The organism is Gordonia desulfuricans NBRC 100010, from assembly GCF_001485495.1.
Lineage (GTDB): Bacteria > Actinomycetota > Actinomycetes > Mycobacteriales > Mycobacteriaceae > Gordonia > Gordonia desulfuricans.
Map to the genome: position 1 here is coordinate 1 of NZ_BCNF01000092.1, position 16,082 is coordinate 16,082.

Here is a 16,082-nt window from a genome sequence, read left to right on the forward strand (position 1 = left end):
CTCCGCAGCGTGGGCTGGGTGGTGACCACCTCCGAAGTGGTCGCGATCCGAGCTCGGCGGTCTGAGGTTCGTCGAGGTGACCACATGCGACGAGGGACGCGGCGCGGACCGGCACCGTCCGGCCGAATGACATCGTGCGGATTTCGTCGACGGGATCGACCGTCACCTTCTAGTCTGACCGGGACATATGCGCGCCGCTCGAGTCGAAGGGGAGATCAGACGTGAATCCAGGGGAACCGACCACCGGGCAGCAGTGGCAGCCGACCACCCAGCAGCCCTCCGGGCAATGGGGTGCGCAGCCCGGGGCGGTGCCGCAGGCCGGACCGCCGCAGGGCGTGCCCCCGCAGGGACTGCCGCCGCAGGGTGTGCCCCAGCCGGGCACCATGGGCTGGGGTGCACCGCAACCGCCGGCCCGGCAGTTCGACGCCCGGACCCAGCTGCCGTCGCTGCTGTTGATCGCGGCCACGGTCGCCGGGGTGATCACCTACTTCATGGGATTCGTCAGCTGGGTGGGCATCAACAACGTCAGCGACCGAGAACTCGAACGCTGGGGCGACGACTACGCCGCCGGGAACAACGGCATCCCGGGCTTCCTCTCCTACGAGATCGTGCTCAATCCGGGCAAGTTCCTGATCATCCTGGGCGCCGTCGCCGTGGCCACCGGTCTGGCGCTGGTACCGCGGTTCCGGCGTGCGGTCCCGTTCCTCGCGGTGATCGCCGCCGGCGCCTGGCTGGCCCTGTTCGCCGCCGCCCTCACCGTCACGACCGCCCCGGTCCTGAACATGGGGGCCGGGGCGATCGTGGCGCTGATCTTCGGTTTCCTGCAGGTGGCGCTGCTGATCGGAGCGGCCGTCCTCGACGGGCTCGCCCGCCGGCCGTGACCCGTCGGATCGGGCGGTCCGTCAGATTCTCAGAGCTGCTCGGCGCGTTACCAATTCGGCGTGATACCGCTCGACGTTGGCCATCTTGATGCCCTCGTAGCCGCGGATCATGTCGGGTAGGGCGGCCAGTTCGGTCAGTGCCGGCACCTGCGCGTCACCGACGGTGCCGTCGGACCACGCGGTGAGGATCGCGTCGACGAGTTCCCGGTACTCCACCACCAGGGCTCGTTCGGTCCGTCGGATCTCGGTGCGGCCGAACGGGTCCAGCGGTGTGCCGCGCAGCTTCTTCATCCGCGCGAGGGTGCTCATCCCCGGCTTCGCCCACCGCCCGAGGGACATCTTGTTCTTCATCCCCATCGACCGCAGGGTGGGCGGATGCAGCCGGATGGCGACCTTCGCATCCGGCCCGAACTCGTCGGCGATCTGGGCGGCGAAGACGGCGTCGGCGGTCAGCCGGGCCACCTCGTACTCGTCCTTGTAGGCCATCAGCTTGTACAGGTGACGGGCCACCGCGTCGAGCACGGTGATCCCGATTCCCGAGCGGACAACCCGGTCGAGGACGTCCAGATAGTCTGCGGCGTAACGACGGTCGGCGTAGGCGACGAGCTCGTCGACCCGCAGCGCGATGGTGTGGGTGAGGTCCTCGTCGAGGACGCCCATCGCGCGAACCTGCTCGCGGGCTTCCGAACTCGGTTCGGGTGTCGCGGTGCCCGGATGCCGGCGGGCGATCTCTGCGGTCACCGCCCCCGGGTCGACGATCATCTGCCTGCCCCACCGGAATGCGGCGATGTTGGCCTCCACCGCGACCCCGTTGGTGCTGATCGCCCGTTCGATGGACGCGGCGGTGATCGGCAGCGATCCGGTCTGGTAGGCGGCGCCGACGGCGAGCATGTTGGCGTACTGCTCGTGCCCGAGCAGTGCGGTGCTCAACTCGCCGGGATCGAGATAGACGGTGCGGGCCATCCGTCCGTCGATCGCATCGTGGATCTGCGCATCCGACGGGAATCCGACCGAGGTGTCGATCACCATGGCGCCGGTCGGGATCCGGGTGGTGGCCACCACCGCGGTGGTCCGCTCCGGCGCGGCGACCTTGAGGTTGACCGGGTCGGAGCCCACCAGTGCGTCGCACGCCAGGTACAGGTCACAGGTGCCGGAGGCGACCTTGGCGGCCAGCTCGATGGGCCGCGCGGAGATCTTCAGATCGCCCACCACCGCACCGCCCTTCTGGGCGAGCCCGGTCATGTCGACCGTACGCGCCGACAACCCGTCGAAACTCGCCGCGGTGGCCAGCACCTGACTCAGGGTGACCACCCCGGTGCCACCGATCCCGGTGATCCGGACGGTGGACACATCCGTGCCGGTGAGGACACGCCGCGCCGGTTCGGGGAGATCGCGCTCGGCGACCAGGGTGGGTGCGGCGGCCACCTCACGGGTGCCGGGGGTGACGGTGACGAACGACGGGCAGTCGCCGGCCAGACACGAGTAGTCCAGGTTGCAGGAACCCTGATCGATCTGGGTCTTGCGACCGAACTCGGTGGACACCGGGTGCACCGACAGGCAATTCGACTTCTCGCCACAGTCACCGCAACCCTCGCAGAGCCGCTCGTTGATCATCACCTTGGTGGTGGGGGTGGGCAGCACACCGCGCTTGCGCTTGCGCCGCTTCTCCGCGGCACAGTGCTGATCGTGGATCAGTACGGTGACCCCGGGTACGGTCGCGAGCTCGGCCTGGACGTCGGCCAGTTCGTCGCGCGGACGCACCAGCACACCGGGTGCCAGGTCGTTGCCGATCGTGCGCGACACGTCGTCGGTGGTGACCACCACCTTCGCGACACCCTCGGCGAGCAGCAGCCGGGTGAGCCGGTCGAGTCCCATCTCGCCCACCGGGTCCTGGCCGCCGGTCATCGCGACGGTGCCGTTGTAGAGCAGCTTGTAGGTGATGTTCTCGCCGGAGGCGACGGCGGCGCGCACGGCGAGCGAACCGGAATGCGCGAAGGTGCCGTCACCGATGTTCTGCACGAAGTGATCGGCGGCGACGAACGGCGCCATGCCCAGCCACTGCGCACCCTCGCCGCCCATCTGGGTGATCCCGGCGATGTTGCCGACCTGGTGCGGGTCCATCAGCAGAACCATGGCGTGACAACCGATCCCGGCTCCGACGAGGGTGTTCGACGGTGTGCCGTCGGGGCCGACGGGCATGGTGGTGGAGGAGTTGTGCGGGCATCCCGAGCAGTAGTACGGCGTGCGCACCGCCAAGGGCAACTCGATGCGGGTGCGGCGTCGTGAGCTCTGGTCGAGCCAGTCGATCGCGGCGTCGACGTGATGATGGCGGGCCAGGCGGACGGCCAGTCCGCGGGTCACCGCGTCGACGTCGAGCTCACCGAAGCGTGAGAACAGCGTGGAACCGTTCTCGTTCTCCTTGCCGACGATGTGCGGGGCGATCGGGCTGCGGTAGTAGATGTCGCGCATCATCGTCTCGATGAAGTCACGCTTCTCCTCCACCACGATCACCTCGTCGAGGTGTCCGGTGGCGGTGTCGGTGAGGAACCGGTCGAGGATCTCACGCTCGAGCGGATAGACCATGCCCAGCTTGAGGATTCGGATCCCGAGGCGATGCAGGTCGGTCTCGGTCAGTCCCATCAGGTGCAGGGCCTCGCGGACGTCGAGGTAGGTCTTGCCGGCCGCGACGATCCCGATCCGGTCGTCGCCGGAGCGCACCACGATCTTGTTGATCCCGTTGAGCCGCGCGTACTCCCGTGCCCGCGGGAGCCGGATGGTGAGCTGATTCTGTTCGAGCTCCATCAGACTCGCGCCGAGCAGTCGTCCGCTCGGGATGTGCGGGCTGCGGCCGAGCGCGCCGTGGTCGGGGACCACACGGGTGGGGTCGACCTGCACCGTCGACGCGCCGTCGGCGACGTGCGCGGCGATCTTCAGCGAGGTCCACAGTCCGCTGACCCGGCTCATGTGGGCGGCGTGCACACCGAGGTCGAGGATGTCCTGGGAGTCGGCGGGGTAGAGGATCGGGATGTAGAGATCGGCGAGGGCCATCTCCGAGGCGCACGGCACGGTGGAACTCTTGGCGCCCGGATCGTCGCCGACCAGCGCGACCGCCCCGCCGTCGGGATGGGTGCCGATGATGTTGGCGTGCCGCAGGGCGTCGGTGGCCCGGTCGAGCCCCGGGGCCTTGCCGTACCAGTAGCCGACGACGCCCGCGCGGGTCTTTCCGGTGCCGTCCGGGGCGAGGTCGGTGACCTGTGCGGCGACCTGCGAACCCATCACCGAGGTCGCCGCGATCTCCTCGTTGAGGCCGGGGCGATGGACGATGTCGAGGGGTTCGAGCAGGGCCCGGCGGCGGGCGAGCTCGAGGTCGTAGCCGGCCAGCGGAGAGCCCTCGTAGCCGGAGATGTAGGACGCGGTGCGCAGATCCATCCGGCGGTCGACGAGGGCACGGTCACGCACCATGCGGACGAGTGCGGCGATGCCGCCGAGGAAGACGGTGCCCGACTCGCGGACGTAGCGGTCGTCGAGGCCGCTGGTCGCTGGGGCATGCGGGGCGAGGGTCATGGGTTCTACCTGGCCTTCTGTTGTTCTCCGTGGCCGCCTGCGGGTGTGCCGCGGCCACGCGGGGTGGTGAGTCCCGGGGTGGGGGACTCAACCACAGGGTACGAAAAAACGTGACCGGCGTCACGTCGCAAGCGGAGAATGGGTCACCGGGTGACATCACGTGTGGTGTGCGCTACAGTTCTGCTCAGTTAATCGCCACTAACCGAAAGGGAGATGGTGGGTTCCACGATCACCGCCCGCGACACATCGCGGGAGTCGCACCTGACCAACGTCGCCACCCTGCGTGAGCGACTGGGCACCGTCGCGCAGGGCGGCGGCCCCACGGCGCGGGACCGGCACGTCTCCCGCGGCAAGCTGTTGCCCCGGGACCGCGTCGACGGCCTGCTCGACGTCGGATCACCGTTCCTCGAGGTGGCCCCGCTCGCCGCCTACGAGATGTACGACGGCAAGGTGCCCTCGGCGGGCGTGATCGCCGGCGTCGGCCGCGTGGCCGGCCGCGAGTGCATGGTGATCGCCAACGACGCGACCGTCTCCGGTGGCACGTACTACCCGATCACGGTCAAGAAACACCTGCGGGCACAGGAGATCGCCGCGGCCAACCGGCTGCCGTGCATCTACCTCGTCGACTCCGGCGGTGCCATGCTGCTGCAGCAGGACGAGGTCTTCCCCGACCGCGAACACTTCGGCCGCATCTTCTTCAACCAGGCCACCATGAGTGCCGCGGGCATCCCGCAGATCTCGGCGGTCCTCGGTTCGTCCACCGCCGGCGGCGCCTACGTGCCGGCGATGAGCGACGAGACCGTGATCGTCCGCAATCAGGGCACCATCTTCCTGGCCGGTCCGCCGCTGGTGAAGGCCGCCACCGGCGAGGACGTCACGGCCGAGGACCTCGGTGGCGGCGCCATGCACTCCTCGGTCTCCGGCGTCACCGACCACCTGGTCGACAACGACGAGCAGGCCCTGGCCAAGGTCCGCGAGATCGTCGCCACCCTCGGTCCGCGTGACCCGGCGCAGTGGGAGCTCACCGCCCCGCGCCCGGCGCTCCGGCCGCAGACCGACATCTACGACGTGGTCCCCACCGACCCGCGTACCCCCTACGACGTGCGCTCGGTGATCGAGATCCTCGTCGACGGCGGCGAGTACACCGAGTTCAAGGCGAACTACGGCACCACGCTGGTCACCGCCTTCGCCCGCCTGCACGGACATCCGGTCGGCATCATCGCCAACAACGGCGTGCTGTTCAGTGAATCCGCCCTCAAGGGCGCACATTTCATCGAACTGTGCGACCAGCGTCGGATTCCGCTGATCTTCCTGCAGAACATCACCGGCTTCATGGTGGGCCGCGCCTACGAGGAGGGCGGCATCGCCAAGAACGGTGCCAAGATGGTCAATGCCGTTGCCTGCGCCCGGGTTCCGAAGCTGACCGTGATGATCGGCGGGTCCTTCGGTGCGGGCAACTACTCGATGTGCGGGCGAGCCTACTCGCCGCGCTTCCTGTGGAGCTGGCCCAACGCCCGGATCTCGGTGATGGGTGGACCGCAGGCCGCCGACACCCTGGCGACGGTGCGCCGCAACCAGATCGAACGGTCGGGCAGCGAGTGGTCGGCCGACGACGAGGAGACCTTCAAACAACCGATCCGCGACCAGTTCGAGCGGCAGTCGGATGCCTACTACTCCACCGCACGCCTGTGGGACGACGGCATCATCGATCCCGCCGACACCCGAACGGTGCTCGGCCTCGCACTCGAGGCCTGCCGGTATGCACCATTGTCCGAGCCCCGCTACGGCGTCTTCCGAATGTGAGATGAGCAGCCACATGTCGACGACCTCCGACCTTCCCGTCACCACCCCCACGTCCTCGCCGGGGACGGCCGATTCCGTTGCGCCGCAGACCATCCGCACCGTGCTGGTGGCCAACCGTGGCGAGATCGCCTGCCGCGTGATCGCCACCCTGCGTCGCCTCGGACTCCGCAGCGTCGCCATCTACTCCGACGCCGATGCCCACGCCCGGCACGTCCGTGAGGCCGACACCGCCGTCCGGCTCGCCTCGGTACCCGGTGCCGACCCCGCCCGTCCGGCCGGCGGCTACCTCGACATCGGTGCGGTGGTCGGTGCGGCCGCGGCCACCGGTGCCGACGCCGTGCACCCCGGATACGGATTCCTTTCCGAGAACCAGCAATTCGCCGCCGCACTGGACGACGCGGGGATCGTGTTCATCGGACCGCCCGCAACCGCCATCGCCACCATGGGCGACAAGATCACCGCCCGCGCCGCGGTCTCCGACCGTGATGTCCCGGTGGTCCCGGGCCTGTCCCGGCCGGGACTGACCGACGCCGACCTCGTCGCCGCGGCCCCCGACATCGGCTTCCCGGTGCTGATCAAGCCCAGCGCCGGTGGCGGCGGCAAGGGTATGCACCGCGTCGACGACCCGGCCGGGCTGCCCGACGCCCTGGTCCGCGCACGCCGCGAGGCCGCCGCGGCCTTCGGTGACGACACGCTGTTCCTGGAGCACTTCGTCGACACCCCGCGGCACATCGAGGTACAGGTACTCGCCGACACCCACGGCACCGTGATCCACCTCGGCGAACGCGAATGCTCCCTGCAGCGCCGGCACCAGAAGGTGATCGAGGAGGCGCCGTCGGCGCTGCTGGACGCGACCACCCGCGAGCGCATCGGGCAGGCCGCCTGCGACGCCGCACGCAGCGTCGGCTACACCGGCGCGGGCACGGTGGAGTTCATCGTCTCCGCCCACCGGCCCGACGAGTTCTTCTTCATGGAGATGAACACCCGCCTGCAGGTCGAGCACCCGGTCACCGAGCTGGTCACCGGAATCGACCTGGTGGAACAGCAGATCCGGGTGGCCCGTGGCGAGGAACTGGCCATCGCACAGTCCGATGTGACCCTCACCGGCCACGCCATCGAGGCCCGCGTCTACGCCGAGGACCCGGCCAACGGCTTCCTGCCCACCGGCGGTGAGATCGTCGCGCTCGCCGAGCCCGACACCACCCCCGGTCAGGGTGTCCGGCTCGACTCGGCGATGCTCCCGGGTCTCGTCGTCGGCAGCGACTACGACCCGATGCTGGCCAAGGTGATCGCCCACGGTGACGACCGCGCCGAGGCACTCGAACGGCTCGACCACGCTCTCGGGCAGACCCGGGTGCTGGGCGTGGTCACCAACATCGACTTCTGTCGTCACGTGCTGGCCCGCCCCGAGGTGATCACCGCAGACCTCGACACCGCACTGCTCGACCGGCTCGTCGTCGACTACACCGCACCCGCACCGGCACCCGAGGCGCTGGCCCTGGTCGGCCTGGCCCGCGTGGGCAACCGCGATCCCGGTGACGTGTGGCAGTCGGCGGTCGGCTTCCGGGTGGGCGCACATGCGCCGGTGATCAGCCGGTTGTCGGCCGGTGACCACCACCGGACGGTGTCCACACTCGTCGAGTCCGCCGACGACCGGTGGGTGGTGGCCGAGGTGACCATCACCGATCCCGACGAGAACGCCGAACCCTGGTCTGCGCGGGTGGAATACCTCGCGCAGCACGCCACCGGCACCGGACGCACCGCACGGCTGGTCGTCGACGGCGTCAGCCAGCAGTGGTCGCTGGCCGAGGTCGGCGACCAGTGGTGGGCCGCCGGACCCGCCGGCACCTGGATCGTCGAACTGACCCGCACCCTGATCGAGGGCGCCGACGACGAGGCCGCCGGAGATGTCCTGAGCCCCATGCCCGGCACCGTCGTCGCGGTGTCGGCGGCCACCGGCGACGAGGTCACCCAGGGTGCCCCGGTGGTGGTCGTGGAGGCGATGAAGATGGAGCACACCCTGACCGCCCCGGTCGCGGGCACCGTCACCGTCGCGGTGTCGGTGGGCGACAAGGTGGCCGCCGGCGCCACCCTCGCACATGTTCGGCGAGACGACGAACACGCCACGGACACACCATGATCACCCCGATCATCCGTACACATCCCCACGCATCCCGACCCCGGAACGGAGTCCATCGATGGAACTGACCCAGGAATACACCGACCTGATCCACACCGTGCGCGACTTCGCGCAGTCGGTGGTGGCACCGGTCGCCGCGAAACACGATGCCGAACACAGCTTCCCGTACGAGGTCGTCGCCCAGATGGGCAAGATGGGGCTGTTCGGCCTGCCCTTCCCCGAGGAGCACGGCGGCATGGGCGGCGACTACTTTGCCCTCGCCCTGGCCCTGGAGGAACTCGGCAAGGTGGACCAGTCGGTGGCGATCACCCTCGAGGCCGGGGTGAGCCTGGGCGCCATGCCGATCCACAAGTACGGCACACCCGAACAGAAGGAACGCTGGCTGTCCGACCTCACCTCCGGGGCCGCCCTCGCCGGATTCGGGCTCACCGAGCCCGGGGCCGGCTCGGACGCCGGGGCCACCGCCACCACCGCCGTCGACGACGGGGACTCGTGGGTCGTCAACGGCGCCAAGCAGTTCATCACCAACTCCGGCACCGACATCACCTCGCTGGTCACCGTCACCGCCGTGACCGGTACCAAAGACGATGGCCGCAAGGAGATCTCGACCATCATCGTGCCGGCGGGCACGCCTGGATTCACCGCCGAACCGGCCTACAACAAGGTCGGCTGGAATGCCTCGGACACCCATCCGCTGACCTTCGTCGACGTCCGCGTACCCAAGGAGAACCTGCTCGGGGAGCGTGGTCGCGGCTACGCCAACTTCCTGTCGATCCTCGACGAGGGACGCGTCGCGATCGCCGCACTCGCCACCGGTGCCGCGCAGGGCTGCGTCGACGAGAGCATCAAGTACGCCAAGGAGCGACAGTCGTTCGGCCGCCCGATCGGCGAATACCAGTCGGTCTCGTTCGCGATCGCCCGGATGGAGGCGCGCGCCCATGTCGCCCGGACCGCCTACTACGATGCGGCGGCGAAGATGCTGGCGGGCAAGCCGTTCAAGAAGGAGGCCTCGATCGCCAAGATGATCGCCAGCGAGGCCGCGATGGACAATGCCCGCATGGCCACCCAGATCCACGGCGGCTACGGGTTCATGAACGAGTACCCGGTGGCGCGACACTACCGCGACTCCAAGATCCTCGAGATCGGTGAGGGCACCACCGAGGTGCAGCTCATGCTGATCGCCCGCGAGCTGGGCTTCGCATGAGCACCGGCGAGATCGGCACCGCCGCGGGCGCCCCGATCCGGATCACCCAGCGCGGACTGTGGTTCGAGGAGTTCGCCGAGGGCACGGTCTACGAGCACCGGCCCGGCCGTACCGTCACCGAGGCCGACAACGTCCTGTTCACCACACTCACGATGAACACCCAGGCATTGCACCTCGACGCCGCATGGTCGGCCACCCAGCCCGGCTTCGACGGTCAGCGGCTGATCAACTCGATGTTCACCCTGTCGACCATCGTCGGGCTGTCGGTGTCGCAGCTCACCCAGGGCACGCTGGTGGCCAACCTCGGTTTCAGCGAGGTCGCCTTTCCCGCACCGCTGTTCGCCGGGGACACGATCTACGCCGAGACCGAGTGCACCGGAAAACGCGAATCCCGGTCCCGTCCCGGTGAGGGCGTGGTGAACTTGGTCCACGTCGGCCGTAACCAGCACGGGCAGGTCGTGGCGCGCGCCGCCCGGGCCACCCTCGTCCGCAAACGCCCCACCGAGGAGTCCTGACGTCATGACGACGCCGAACACCGTCGAATCCCTCGAACATTCCTGGATGCCACCGGGACCGGCCATGCTGTTCTGTCCGGCCGACCGGCCCGAGCGGTACATCAAGGCCGCCGAGAGGGCCGACGTGGTGATCCTCGACCTCGAGGACGCGGTGTCGCCGGACAACCGCGACGACGCCCGCGCGGCGCTGATCGCCCACCCGCTCGACCCCGATCGCACCGTCGTCCGGATCAATCCGGCCGGCACCCGCGATCACGCCCGTGATCTGGCCGCCCTCACCGACACCCACTACCGGGTGGTGATGCAGGCGAAGGCCGAGACACCGGAGACGATCACCGCACACGGCCTGCAGACCATCGCGCTCGTCGAGACCCCGCTCGGGGTGGTGGCCGCCAACCAGATCGCCGCGGCGGTCAACTGCATCGGATTGATGTGGGGTGCCGAAGACCTCGTGGCCGGGCTCGGCGGCAAGTCCAGCCGCTTCGGTCCCGGTGAACCCGACCCGGGCACCTATCGCGACGTCGCCCGCTATGCCCGTGCCCAGGTCCGGCTGGCCGCGGCGGCCACCGGCAAGTTCGCCGTGGACGCCGTGCACCTGGACTTCCGTGACGAGGCCGGGCTGGTCGCCGAGGTGACCGATGCGGTCGCACTCGGCTACGCCGCCACCGCCTGCATCCACCCGTCACAGGTGCCGACCATCCGTGCCGGCTATCAGCCGACCGACGACGAGATCGCATGGGCGCGACGCGTCGTCGACGGCTCCGAGGAGTTCCACGGCGGTGTGTTCAGCATCGACGGACAGATGATCGACGGCCCGGTACTGCGCCAGGCCGAGGCGGTGCTCTCCCGCGCCGCCGCCACCCCCTGACCCACCCGACCGCCGGAACGTACTGGCACACAGAGGAAGTGAACCAGAATGACCGAACTGTCCCACGCCCGTGGGGAATCCGAGCCCGCACTGTTGGGTGAGACCATCGGGCAGACCCTGGCGCGCACGACGGCCGCCTTCGGTGACCGCCTCGCCCTGGTCGACGCGCCCGCCCGGCGTCAGTGGACCTACACCGAGTTCCGGCGCGATGTGCTGGCCCTGGCCGCAGGTCTGCTGCGACTCGGCGTCGCCGCCGGTGACCGGGTGGGTCTCTGGTCACCCAACCGAGCCGAGTGGGTGCTCACCCAGTACGCCACCGCCGAGATCGGCGCGATCCTGGTGAACCTGAACCCGGCCTATCGTCAGCACGAGCTCGAGTACGCGCTGATCCAGTCGGGTAGCAGTGTGGTCTTCGCCGCCGAACGGTACAAGGACTCCGACTACGCCGGCATGCTCGACGCGGCACGCCCGCAGGCCCCGGAGCTGGGCACGGTGGTGCTGTTCGAGTCGCCGGAGTGGGCCGATGCCAACCGGGAGGCGTCGGCCGACGAGCTCGACGCCGTGGCCGCCCGCGCCGCAACGCTGACCGCCGACGATGCGATCAACATCCAGTACACCTCGGGCACAACCGGTTTCCCCAAGGGTGCCACGCTCACGCACCGCAACATCGGCAACAACGGGTATCTGGTGGGGGAGTTGCTGAACTACTCCGAGGCCGACGCGATCTGCATCCCGGTGCCGTTCTACCACTGCTTCGGGATGGTGATGGGAAATCTCGCGGCCACCAGTCATGGTGCGGCCATGGTGATCCCGGCGCCGACCTTCGACCCGGAGGCCACCCTGGCCGCCGTCGCCGAGTACGGCTGCACCAGCCTGTACGGGGTACCGACGATGTTCATCGCCGAGCTCGCCCTGCTCGATGCGGGTGCCGACCACGACCTGTCGACCCTGCGCACCGGTGTCATGGCCGGGTCCCCCTGCCCGGAGTCGGTGATGCGGCAGGTGGTCGACCGGATGCACATGAGCGAGGTGTCGATCTGCTACGGCATGACCGAGACGTCCCCGGTGTCCACCCAGACCCGCGTCGACGACACACTGGAACTGCGTGTCACCACCGTCGGCCGGGTCGGGCCGCACCTGGAGATCTCGGTGGTCGACCCGATGACCGGCGAGATCCTGCCGCGCGGTACGACCGGTGAGTTCTGCACTCGTGGTTACAGTGTGATGCAAGGATATTGGAACGATCCGGAGAAGACCGCCGAGGCGCTGCGGCATGCGCCGGGCGATGCCGACGGGCAACCGTGGATGCGTACCGGAGACCTCGCGGTGATGGATCCGAACGGCTATGTGCGGATCACCGGCCGGATCAAGGACATGGTGATCCGGGGTGGCGAGAACATCTATCCGCGGGAGATCGAGGAGTTCCTCTACACCCATCCCGACATCCTCGACGCACAGGTGATCGGTGTTCCCGACACCACCTACGGCGAGGAACTGATGGCGTGGATCCGGATGCGTGACGGCGCACTCGAACTGACTGCCGAGGACGTGCGTGCGTTCGCCACCGGCAAGATCGCCCGCCACAAGATCCCGCGATATGTGCACGTCGTCAAGGAGTTCCCGATGACGGTGACCGGTAAGGTACGCAAGGTACAGATGCGCGAGGAAGCCGTCGAGATCCTGGGGTTGTAGCGATGAGCGGTGAGACCGGTTCGACGACGCCGTCGCGGCGGACGCAGATGGATGCGTTCGGCGACCGCGTGGCAGAGGATTTCGGTGTCACCACCGACGGCTACGACGAGCTGTGGACGTGGTCGGTGACCCATCCGGCCCGGTTCTGGCGTGCGGTCTGGCAGTTCTTCGATCTCGACGCGATCGCCGGGCCGCTCGCCGACGGCGACGACGCGGTGCTGGCGTCGGCACAGATGCCCGGGGCGCGGTGGTTCCCCGGTGTCCGCCTCAACTACGTCGACGCGATCCTGCGGCACGGCCACGCGGCCGGTGCCGATGCAACCGCCGACCGTCCGGCGATCATCGGCGTCGACGAGGACGGGGTGCGCACCGAGATCACCTGGCGGGCGCTGCCGGGTCTGGTCGGCGCCTTCGCCGCCACCCTCCGCGAACTGGGGGTGACCGAGGGCGACGTGGTCGCCGGCTACCTGCCCGACATCGGCGAGGCGGTCGTCGCATTCCTGGGGGCGGCGTCGCTCGGGGCGATCTGGTCGGGATGCGGCCAGGACTATGCACCGGCCGGGGCGGCCGGCCGGCTCGCGCAACTGGCGCCCAAGGTCCTGGTCACCGCCGACGGCTACCGGTACAACGGTAAGGACATCGACAAATGCGCCGACAGCGCCGAACTCGCCGCGTCGCTGCCCGGTCTGGTCGGACACATCGTCGTCGGCGATCCCACCCGGCAGCCCGCGGGTATCGCCCGGGTGCTCTCCTACCACGACGCGGTGGCGCCGGGACGTGCGCCGGTGGCACCGGTGCCGGTGGACTTCGACCATCCGCTGTGGGTGCTGTTCAGTTCGGGGACCACCGGCCGGCCCAAGGGAATCGTGCACGGACACGGCGGGGTGGTACTCGAACACCTCAAGGCGGCCGGACTGCACGCCGACCTCGACGCCGGTGACGTCTTCTTCTGGCAGACCGCACTGAGCTGGATGATGTGGAACTATCAGATCGCCGGACTGCTGTGCGGGTCGACCATCGTCTGCTACAGCGGTTCTGCGCTCCACCCCGACGCCGACCGGCTCTGGCGCGTCGTCGCCGACGAGAAGGTCACCTGGTTCGGGACCAGTCCGGGCCAGCTCCAGGCGTCCCGCAAGGCGGGCCTGGTTCCCGGACGTGACCACGACCTGTCGGCACTGCGCACCATCGGCAGCACCGGATCCTCGCTCGCCGGTGACCTGTTCGACTGGATCGACACCACGGTGGCACCGGGACTGCCGGTCTCGTCGATCAGCGGTGGTACCGACGTCGTCACCGCGTTCGCCGGCGGATCGGTGGGGGTGCCGGTGGTGGCCGGAGAACTCTCGGTGCGCTATCTCGGTGTGGCACTGGAGAGCTGGGCGCCCGACACCACCCCGCTGATCGGGGAGGTGGGCGAGATGGTGATCACCGCACCGATGCCGTCCATGCCGGTGGGATTCTGGCAGGACGACGACGGAGTGCGTTATCGCGCAGCCTATTTCGACCATCATTGGACCGGGGACGGGGCCGGTCGTACGCCTGTGTGGCGGCACGGCGACTGGGTGACGGTGACCGACCGGGGCTCCCTGGTGATCCATGGCCGCAGCGATGCCACGTTGAACCGCAACGGGATCCGGATGGGCTCGGCCGACATCTACGAGGTCGTCGAGGGGATCGACGAGATCGCCGAGGCCTTCGTGCTCGGCGTCGACGGACCCGACGGTGCCTACTGGATGCCGCTGTTCGTCACACTCGTCGGCACGGCCGAGGTCGACGACGAACTCACCGCCCGGATCGCCCGCGAGATCCGGACACGACTGTCGCCCCGGCACGTACCCGACGAGGTGATCGCGGCCCCGGGAATCCCGCACACGCGCACCGGCAAGAAGCTGGAGGTGCCGGTGACCTCGATCCTGGCCGGACGTCCCGTCGACATCGATCCGCGGTCGATCGACGACCCGGCCCTGATCGGGTGGTACTCGCAGCGAGGTGCCGAACACCGATGGTGACCTGCGGCGTCGTCGGAGGTGAGCGCTCGCCGGCCGGTCGGTCCCTGTGACGGACTCGGCAGATGTATTAGCGTGGTCGGCAGTGCGCCCGGGGGCGTGAGACATCGCATGAGTCCGACAATCGGATCAGTCTGGAGAAATCAGATGACCTATCAATCCGGAGGACCGGGCTACGGGCAGCAGCCCGAGTCGGGGCAGAACTACGGCCAGCAGGGGTACGGCCAGCAGGGATACGGCGACCAGTCGTACGGGTCGCAGCCCGGATACGGGCAGGAATCGTACGGGCAGCAGGCCGCGGGTCAGCAGCCCTACGGTCAGCAGGGCTACGGCCAGCAGGATTACGGCCAGCAGGCGCCGGGCCAGCAGGGGTACGGGGCCCAGCAGGGCTACGGCTACGGCCAGCCCGCAGCCGCACCCAAGCAGCCGTTCGCCGGGGTCCCCCCGATCGTCGCACCGGCGCTGGCCGGCACCATCGGTGTCCTCGGCCTGGTGGTGCTGTTCTGCGGATTCGCCGCGGGCTGGACGGTCGACACCGGGCGCGGGTCCGAGTCGATCCGGCTGCTCTCGAGCGACCTCGCCGGCGCCTACGGCGTCGTCGTGCTCGTCGCGGCACTCGCCTTCACCGCCCTGATCAAGGGATTCCGGGTGGCGCCGCTGGTCGCCGCCGGTGCCACCGCGGGCATGCTCCTGACCATCCTCACCTACGCGGGCGCCGACACCTCCAGCCAGTTCGGAGTCGAACTGAGCCACGGGGCGGGCGCCATCATCCTGCTCGTGCTGTCGATCCTGAACTTCCTGCTCGCGATCGCATGGCTGCTGATCGACCTGGGTGTCCTCAAGACCGCGGGCGTCGAGACCGCCGCCGGATCCGCCGCCGCGACCCCGGCCACCGCAGCCGCTGCGGGCGTCGCCTCCACCCCCGGTGTGACCTCCACCCCGGGCACCGCTGCGCTGCCGTCGGCCGACGCCGCGACCACCTACGGTGCGGCCCCGTCCTATGGCAGTGAGTCGTCCTATGGGGCCTCGTCCTACGGGTCCTATGGGGCCGGTTCGACCTACGGTGCGGGCTCGTCGGCCGCCGGGGCCGCGGGCTATGGCTCGCAGCCGGGTGCCGCTCCGACCTATGACCCGTCGTCCTACGCCGGCTACGGGCAGGCCCAGCACGCCGCGCCGTCCGGATCCACGTCCGCGTCGGACACCCCGTCGACCCCCGAGACGCCGGGCGCAGCGGCGAGTCCGCAGGCCGGTGCCGAGGGCGTGCCGGGTGCCGAGGGTGCCACCGCGGTGTTCAAGAAGCCGGAACCGCCCCAGGCCGGCAGCTGACCACGCGCGCCGGTTGACCCCGCGCGCCACAGATCGATCACCTCGGCCCCGGACCCGCCACGTGCGGTCCGGGGCCGGGGCAT

The 16,082-nt window shown here is 69.4% G+C and carries 10 protein-coding genes; 9 read left to right on the top strand and 1 reads right to left on the bottom strand.

What is annotated here, in order from left to right:
- Positions 1 to 221 precede the first annotated feature (221 nt).
- Entirely contained in the window at positions 222 to 881 is a 660-nt protein-coding gene (locus GD1_RS15265; RefSeq protein WP_059037977.1) for a DUF5336 domain-containing protein, read from the top strand.
- A gap of 21 nt (positions 882 to 902) precedes the next feature.
- Here GD1_RS15265 and GD1_RS15270 read toward each other — a convergent pair whose 3' ends face one another.
- Positions 903 to 4,445, bottom strand: coding sequence for an indolepyruvate ferredoxin oxidoreductase family protein (locus GD1_RS15270; RefSeq protein ID WP_059037979.1), 3,543 nt, complete (start codon positions 4,443 to 4,445; stop codon positions 903 to 905).
- A 213-nt stretch (positions 4,446 to 4,658) separates the two neighbouring features.
- Between GD1_RS15270 and GD1_RS15275 the strand changes: the two genes are divergently transcribed.
- From GD1_RS15275 to GD1_RS15310, 8 genes are all read left to right on the top strand, one after another.
- Positions 4,659 to 6,248, top strand: a complete 1,590-nt coding sequence (locus GD1_RS15275) for a carboxyl transferase domain-containing protein (RefSeq protein WP_059037981.1) — start codon at positions 4,659 to 4,661, stop codon at positions 6,246 to 6,248.
- Positions 6,249 to 6,261: 13 nt separating this feature from the next.
- A complete protein-coding gene (locus tag GD1_RS15280; protein WP_083534253.1) occupies positions 6,262 to 8,388 on the top strand; it encodes an acetyl/propionyl/methylcrotonyl-CoA carboxylase subunit alpha in 2,127 nt (708 codons plus the stop codon).
- A gap of 58 nt (positions 8,389 to 8,446) precedes the next feature.
- Positions 8,447 to 9,592, top strand: coding sequence for an acyl-CoA dehydrogenase family protein (locus GD1_RS15285; protein ID WP_059037982.1), 1,146 nt, complete (start codon positions 8,447 to 8,449; stop codon positions 9,590 to 9,592).
- A complete protein-coding gene (locus GD1_RS15290; RefSeq protein ID WP_059037983.1) occupies positions 9,589 to 10,107 on the top strand; it encodes a MaoC family dehydratase in 519 nt (172 codons plus the stop codon). Before GD1_RS15285 ends, GD1_RS15290 begins: the two co-directional genes overlap by 4 nt.
- Before the next feature lie 4 nt (positions 10,108 to 10,111).
- Positions 10,112 to 10,975: an HpcH/HpaI aldolase/citrate lyase family protein gene (locus tag GD1_RS15295; RefSeq protein WP_059037984.1), complete on the top strand. Its 864-nt coding sequence runs from the start codon at positions 10,112 to 10,114 to the stop codon at positions 10,973 to 10,975.
- A 48-nt stretch (positions 10,976 to 11,023) separates the two neighbouring features.
- Positions 11,024 to 12,667 carry an AMP-binding protein gene (locus GD1_RS15300; RefSeq protein ID WP_059037986.1) on the top strand — a complete coding sequence of 548 codons (1,644 nt, stop codon included), beginning with the start codon at positions 11,024 to 11,026 and terminating at the stop codon, positions 12,665 to 12,667.
- Between the two features lie 2 nt (positions 12,668 to 12,669).
- Positions 12,670 to 14,676 carry an acetoacetate--CoA ligase gene (locus tag GD1_RS15305; protein ID WP_059037989.1) on the top strand — a complete coding sequence of 669 codons (2,007 nt, stop codon included), beginning with the start codon at positions 12,670 to 12,672 and terminating at the stop codon, positions 14,674 to 14,676.
- A gap of 144 nt (positions 14,677 to 14,820) precedes the next feature.
- Positions 14,821 to 15,999, top strand: a complete 1,179-nt coding sequence (locus GD1_RS15310; RefSeq protein ID WP_059037991.1) for a DUF5336 domain-containing protein — start codon at positions 14,821 to 14,823, stop codon at positions 15,997 to 15,999.
- Positions 16,000 to 16,082: the final 83 nt, after the last annotated feature.

Excerpts from the sequence above, each read along its gene's own strand:
- GD1_RS15270 (WP_059037979.1), bottom strand. The coding sequence starts at position 4,445 with ATGACCCTCGCCCCGCATGCCCCAGCGACCAGCGGCCTCGACGACCGC.
- GD1_RS15275 (WP_059037981.1), top strand. The coding sequence starts at position 4,659 with ATGGTGGGTTCCACGATCACCGCCCGCGACACATCGCGGGAGTCGCAC.
- GD1_RS15280 (WP_083534253.1), top strand. The coding sequence starts at position 6,262 with ATGTCGACGACCTCCGACCTTCCCGTCACCACCCCCACGTCCTCGCCG.
- GD1_RS15285 (WP_059037982.1), top strand. The coding sequence starts at position 8,447 with ATGGAACTGACCCAGGAATACACCGACCTGATCCACACCGTGCGCGAC.
- GD1_RS15290 (WP_059037983.1), top strand. The coding sequence starts at position 9,589 with ATGAGCACCGGCGAGATCGGCACCGCCGCGGGCGCCCCGATCCGGATC.
- GD1_RS15295 (WP_059037984.1), top strand. The coding sequence starts at position 10,112 with ATGACGACGCCGAACACCGTCGAATCCCTCGAACATTCCTGGATGCCA.
- GD1_RS15300 (WP_059037986.1), top strand. The coding sequence starts at position 11,024 with ATGACCGAACTGTCCCACGCCCGTGGGGAATCCGAGCCCGCACTGTTG.
- GD1_RS15305 (WP_059037989.1), top strand. The coding sequence starts at position 12,670 with ATGAGCGGTGAGACCGGTTCGACGACGCCGTCGCGGCGGACGCAGATG.
- GD1_RS15310 (WP_059037991.1), top strand. The coding sequence starts at position 14,821 with ATGACCTATCAATCCGGAGGACCGGGCTACGGGCAGCAGCCCGAGTCG.